Origin of the sequence: Streptomyces sp. 8L, assembly GCF_020176795.1 — a bacterium.
In the GTDB taxonomy this organism is placed as follows: domain Bacteria; phylum Actinomycetota; class Actinomycetes; order Streptomycetales; family Streptomycetaceae; genus Streptomyces.
Map to the genome: position 1 here is coordinate 1 of NZ_JAIUKE010000431.1, position 5,529 is coordinate 5,529.

Here is a 5,529-nt window from a genome sequence, read left to right on the forward strand (position 1 = left end):
CGCCCCTGCCCCCTCCCCCGTGCTGCCGGGAGCGCTGGGCGGGGTTGGGGCTGCGGCGGGCGGCGGTCGCGGGGTGGGTGCCGGGGGGCCCGGGGCCCCCCCCCCCCCCCCCCCCCCCCCCCCCACCGCTCACACCCGCAGGGCGGTGAGCAGTTCGAGCACGTCGTTCTCGTCCGCCGAGGGCAGCAGCACCCGGGCGTACGGCCGCAGCGCGGCGACCGCGTCCTGCGCCTCGTAGTCGATGCCGAGCACCAGGCCCGCCGTCGTGATGCCGCGCTCCCGGCAGGTCCTGCCGATGGCCTGGGCGTACGCCCGGCCGGAGTCCTCCGTGGCGAGCACCACGACCACGTCGGTGCCGGTCAGCACCTGCCGCAGCGGCGCGGGCACGCCGTCCAGCCTGCGCAGCACCGGGTCCAGCGGATCGCCGCCCTCGCACGCGTAGAACCGGGCGTGCGCCCACGGGCGCGCCGCCACGTGGCGGGCGACCGCGACCGCCCGGTCGTCCAGCGCGACGACCCGCGCCGCGCGGGCCGGCGCGATCGGCCGGTCGATGCGGAACCGCGACTCGTACGCGGAGGTCGCCCGCGCGCACTCGCTGAGCGCGGGCGCCGCGCGGGGGATCGGTGTGGTGTCCGTGCCGCTCGCCTGCGCCATGGTCACACCGTGGTCTGGCGGACGCCGGGCTGGACCGTCACCGCGTCCCGGCAGGCGTCGAGGAACGACTCCGCCTGGGGCAGCACGATCGCCGCGGAACGCACCCTGTGGTGCTCGGGGTTGACCCCGGGAGGCGTGACGCCCTCGTCGCGCAGCGCCAGCACGGCCTTCCGCAGCTTCTGGCGCGCCTTGATGATTCCGCTGTCCGCGGGGACGAGGCGCTCCTTGGTCCGGTCGACGATCGGGCCCATGGACTCCTGGAGCGAGGCGTCCTGCATCGCGATGCCCGCGACGCCGGAGTACGTCTCACCGCGCTTCTGGGCCTCGCGGTCGATCAGGTAGTCGTTGTCCATGTTGGCTTCGGTGCGGTAGGTGCCGGGGATGTTCTTGCTGTGCACCCCGTGCCCGTCGATCATCGCCTGCCGCTCGGTCGCGGTCAGCGCCCGCACCGGGTGGTAGTCGAAGGAGTACGCCCAGCAGTTCTCGTCGTCGATCGGCACCCAGAAGTGGCCGTGCACCGGGTGGTCGCCGCGCGGCGGCACCATCGTGAAGTTCGGCATGACCCACGGCGTGATCCGCCAGTAGTACGTGCCGTCCTCGGCGTTGCGGCGGGCCCCGACGAACAGACCGCCCTCGGTGTCCGCGACCTCGAAGAAGGGCTTGGTGTCGTTCATGTTGTAGTCGTTGCCCTTGGCGCCCTTGAACAGCGGGTCGGTCTTCAGGCCGCCCGAGTGCAGGAACGTCACATGGCTGGAGTCGATGCCGCCCTCGAAGGCCTGGAGCCAGTTGCACTGCTGCCAGCGCTTCGAGGTGTACGTCTGCTCCGGGGCCACCTGCGCGAACTCGAACTCGGGCAGCGGCGGCTGCTTGGCCGGGTCGCCCATGTAGGTCCACAGCAGGTCGCCTATCTTGACCAGCGGGTACGAGGTGAGCTTCACGTTCTCGCAGAAGCTGCTGTTGTCGGCCTCCGAGGGCACCTCGATACACTGCCCGGTGACGTCGTACTTCCAGCCGTGGTACGGGCAGCGCAGGCCGGAGCCCTCGTTGCGGCCGAACCAGAGCGACGCGCCGCGGTGCGCGCAGAACTCGTCCATCAGGCCGTAGCGGCCCTCGCTGTCACGGAAGGCGACCATGCGCTCGGACAGGAGCTTCACGCGTACCGGCGGGCAGTCGTTCTCCGGCAGTTCCTCGGCGAGTATCGCCGGCATCCAGTACTGCCGGAACAGGTCGCCCATCGGCGTACCCGGGCCGGTCTGCGTGAGGAGCTCGTTGATGTCTTTTCTAAGCACGGCCGTTTCCCTTTCACGTGGTGGCCCGTCACCGGGGTGACGGCAACCCTGCGTTGACGCGAGGCGCAGCGGTCAGGGCTGCTCCGGGGGGATCTCGACGGTCAGCCCGTCGAGCTCCTCCGTGACACGGATCTGGCAGGAGAGGCGGCTCGTGTCGCGCCGCTCGGACACCGCCATGTCGAGCAGGTCCTCCTCCATGTCCCCGGGCGCCCCGACCAGTTGGGCGAAGCCCTCGCCCACGTACACATGGCAGGTCGCGCAGGAGCAGTTGCCGCCGCATTCCGCGACGATGCCGGGGACACCGTTCTTGACCGCCGCTGCCATGACGGATTCACCGACCGATGCGTCGACCGTGTAGGCGCGGCCGGAGCTGTCGGTGTAGGTCACTTTGGACAAGATCCCTCGTGCCTTTCACTCGGACGTCCCCCGAAGTGGCGGGACGCACGGCCTCGTCGAACGGGACCGTTGGTATGTCCATTAGACCAGAACCCCTGTCGGCCGCACAAGCGTCCGTCGAGGGGTGGAAGCGGGCCGTCCCCTTGACGGCGTGCCGAGGGCGCGTTCCGGGGTGCGGGCGCCGTTGACATGCCGAAATCCCTGGCCTTAGGGTCCTACCAATGCGCCGCTATTGCACTCCCCGCCGGGTAAAAGGTCGGGGAGGTGCGGAGGAGAGGTCCGGACGAGACCGCCCCCCGGCGCGCCGGCCCCCTCCCGCGGGGTCCGGGTACCACGACAGGGAGGGCCCCGTATGGCCAAGGACGCGATCGTCAACGACAGCCTGGCGGCGAAGTTCGCCACCGAGAAGGACTCCCCCTATACCCGCTGGGTCGCGGACGAGGGCCTGGACATCATCGCCGCGCACTATGTGCCCGACCTGCGCACCGTGGAGCTGAAGCCCTGGGAGAGCAGGGGAGGCCGGGGTGTGTTCATCAACCACGAGGCCACCCGTACCTCCAACGACTGCTACGTGTGCGAGATCCCGGCCGGCGGCAAGCTCGCCCCGCGCCGCCAGCTGTTCGAGGAGATGATCCTGGTCCTCGACGGCCAGGGCTCCACGAAGGTCTGGAACGACCAGGGCGCCGAGGTCACCTTCGAGTGGGGCGCGGGATCGCTGTTCGCCATCCCGCTCAACGCCCACCACCAGCACTTCAACGGCTCGGGCAAGCAGGCCGCGCGGTTCGTCTCCTCCACGAACATGCCGCCCATCATCAACCTGTACGACGACGCCGGCTTCGTCTTCGGCACGGAGAAGGACTTCCCGAACCGCTTCAACGGCGAGCCCGACTACTTCTCGCCCAAGGGCGAGCAGAAGGGCCTGCTCCTCGACACCAACTTCGTCGCGGACGCCGTCAACCTGCCGCTGATCGAGGCCAAGGAGCGCGGCGCGGGCGGCGGCCACATCCGCTTCAACATGGCGCGCGGCTCGATGAACAGCCACATCTCGCAGTTCCCCGTCGGCACGTACAAGAAGGGCCACCGGCACGGCCCCGGCGCGCACGTGATCATCCTCTCCGGCATCGGCTACAGCCTGATGTGGCCGGAGGGCGAGGAGCCCCGCCGCTACGAGTGGGGCCCCGGCTCGCTGATCGTGCCGCCCAACATGTGGTTCCACCAGCACTTCAACACCGGCGAGGAGCCCGGCCGCTACCTCGCGTTCAAGCACGAGGTGGTGTCGGTCCGCAACGCGCAGGGCGTGCCGAAGGCGTGGATCAGCATGCGCATCGGCGGCGACCAGATCGACTACGCCGACGAGGCCCCGCTGGTGCGCGACATGTTCCGCGAGGAACTGGCCAAGACCGGCATGAAGCCGCAGATGGACGAGGTCTACGAGGCCGAGATCCCGGGGCTGCCGCCCAAGCCGTGAGCCGGTGCGGGCCGGCCGCGCCCGGACCCCCGGGGCGCCGCCCCCCTTCAGGAGCCTCGGGGGGTCCGGCAGCGCGCCCGGCCCGTACCACCACCGTTCCGACTCCGTGCGGCCCCCCGGCCCCCCCCCCGGGCCCCCCCGCCCGGGGGGCGGGCCCCCGGGGGGGGCGCCCCGCCCCCCCCCCCGCCCCCCCCGCCCCGGCCCCCCCCCCCCCCCCCCCCCCCCCCCCCCCCCACGGCCCGTAAGGAGTACCCACGTGCGGCACGACGAGCACCAGCACCGGCACCACCAGCACGGACACGACGGCGACGGCACCGCCGAAGCGGCCGTCTACTCCGTCGGTCACGCCCCGGGCCACGACCACGACCACGACGACGAGCCGCTCGGGCCCCTCGAGGACAACCCGATCTGGCAGCAGGACAACGTCACCCTGCGCAGCGTCGGCATGGACATCGGCTCGTCCGGCACCCAGGTCGTCTTCTCCGAACTGCGGCTCCGCCGCATCAGCGAGGAGCTGACCAGCAGGTACATCGTCGTGCGCCGCGCCACCACCTACCGCTCGCCGGTCGAGCTCACCCCCTACGCGAGCGCCGAGCTGATCGACGCGGAGGCGCTCGGGTCGATCATCGACCGCGCCTACAACGCGGCCCGGGTCCACCCGGACGCGGTGGACACCGGGGTCGTCATCCTCACCGGCGAGGCGCTGCGGCGGCAGAACGCGGCGGCCATCGCCGGGGTCCTCGCCGAGCGCGGCGGCGAACTCGTCACCGCCACCGCGGGCCACCACATGGAGGCCATGCTCGCCGCGTACGGCTCGGGCGCCGCACAGGCCTCGTACGACCGGGGGCTGCGCCTCCTCAACGTCGACATCGGCGGCGGCACCACGAAGCTCGCCCTCGTCGAGGACGGGCGCGTCCTGCGTACCGCGGCCGTGCACATCGGCGGCCGGCTCCAGGTCACCGACGAGGCGGGACGCGTCGTACGGCTCGACCCGGCCGGCCGCGCCCACGCCGAGCGGGCCGGCTACGCGTGGGAACTCGGTGCGGCGGTCTCGGCAGAGGAGGTCGCGAAGGTCGCGGAGGTCATGGCCGACACCCTGGTCACGGCCCTCACCGCGGACCCGCTGCCCGCCGACGTGGCCGCCCTGTACCTGACCGAGCCGCTCGGCGAACTCGGCCGGATCGACGGCCTGATGGTCTCCGGTGGCGTCGCGGAGTACGTCTACGAGCGCGAGGAGCGGCGCTTCGGCGACCTCGGGCTCCCCCTCGGCCACGCCCTGCGCCGCCGGCTGGACACCGGCGCGCTGCCGTTCCCGCTGCTGCCCGCCGGGGAGTGCATCCGGGCCACCGCGCTCGGCGCGAGCGAGTACAGCGTCCAGCTCAGCGGCAACACCGGATTCATCACCTCGCCGGAGACCCTGCTGCCGCGCCACAACCTCCAAGTGGTCAAACCCGTATATGAGTTGGGCGAGAGCGTGGACGCGGCGGAGATCGCCGCCGCGGTGCGCCGCCAGCTGGTCGCGCTCGACGTGGCGCCGGAGGCGGACGTCGCGCTGGCGATGGGCTGGCAGGGGCTGCCCAGCTACGAGCGGGTGGTGGCGCTCCCCGGCGGCATCCGTGCCGCGCTCGCCGCCCGCACGGCCGCGGGACGGCCGGTGTACGTGATGCTGGACGGCGATGTGGCGATGACCCTGGGGCGGCTGCTGCGGGACGAGTTGGGGGT

General features: G+C 72.1%; 5 protein-coding genes. 2 read left to right on the forward strand and 3 right to left on the reverse strand.

Features of this window, described 5'->3' with window-relative positions:
• Positions 1-129 precede the first annotated feature (129 nt).
• The 3 genes from LCE31_RS29880 to LCE31_RS29890 all read right to left on the reverse strand — a co-directional run bounded on the left by LCE31_RS29880 (position 130) and on the right by LCE31_RS29890 (position 2,330).
• Positions 130-654: a 3-methyl-2-oxobutanoate hydroxymethyltransferase gene (locus tag LCE31_RS29880; RefSeq protein WP_225019829.1), complete on the reverse strand. Its 525-nt coding sequence runs from the start codon at positions 652-654 to the stop codon at positions 130-132.
• A 2-nt stretch (positions 655-656) separates the two neighbouring features.
• Positions 657-1,943: an aromatic ring-hydroxylating dioxygenase subunit alpha gene (locus LCE31_RS29885; RefSeq protein WP_225019831.1), complete on the reverse strand. Its 1,287-nt coding sequence runs from the start codon at positions 1,941-1,943 to the stop codon at positions 657-659.
• A gap of 72 nt (positions 1,944-2,015) precedes the next feature.
• Complete coding sequence (locus LCE31_RS29890) at positions 2,016-2,330, reverse strand: 2Fe-2S iron-sulfur cluster-binding protein (protein WP_225019833.1); 315 nt, start codon at positions 2,328-2,330, stop codon at positions 2,016-2,018.
• Positions 2,331-2,691: 361 nt separating this feature from the next.
• Between LCE31_RS29890 and LCE31_RS29895 the strand changes: the two genes are divergently transcribed.
• Together LCE31_RS29895 and LCE31_RS29900 are read left to right on the forward strand one after the other, a co-directional pair.
• Positions 2,692-3,807 (forward strand): ethanolamine ammonia lyase-activating protein, encoded by a 1,116-nt coding sequence (locus LCE31_RS29895; protein ID WP_225019835.1) that lies wholly within the window; start codon positions 2,692-2,694, stop codon positions 3,805-3,807.
• A 256-nt stretch (positions 3,808-4,063) separates the two neighbouring features.
• A partial coding sequence (locus LCE31_RS29900) for an ethanolamine ammonia-lyase reactivating factor EutA (RefSeq protein WP_225019837.1) occupies positions 4,064-5,529 on the forward strand: 1,466 nt, incomplete at its 3' end.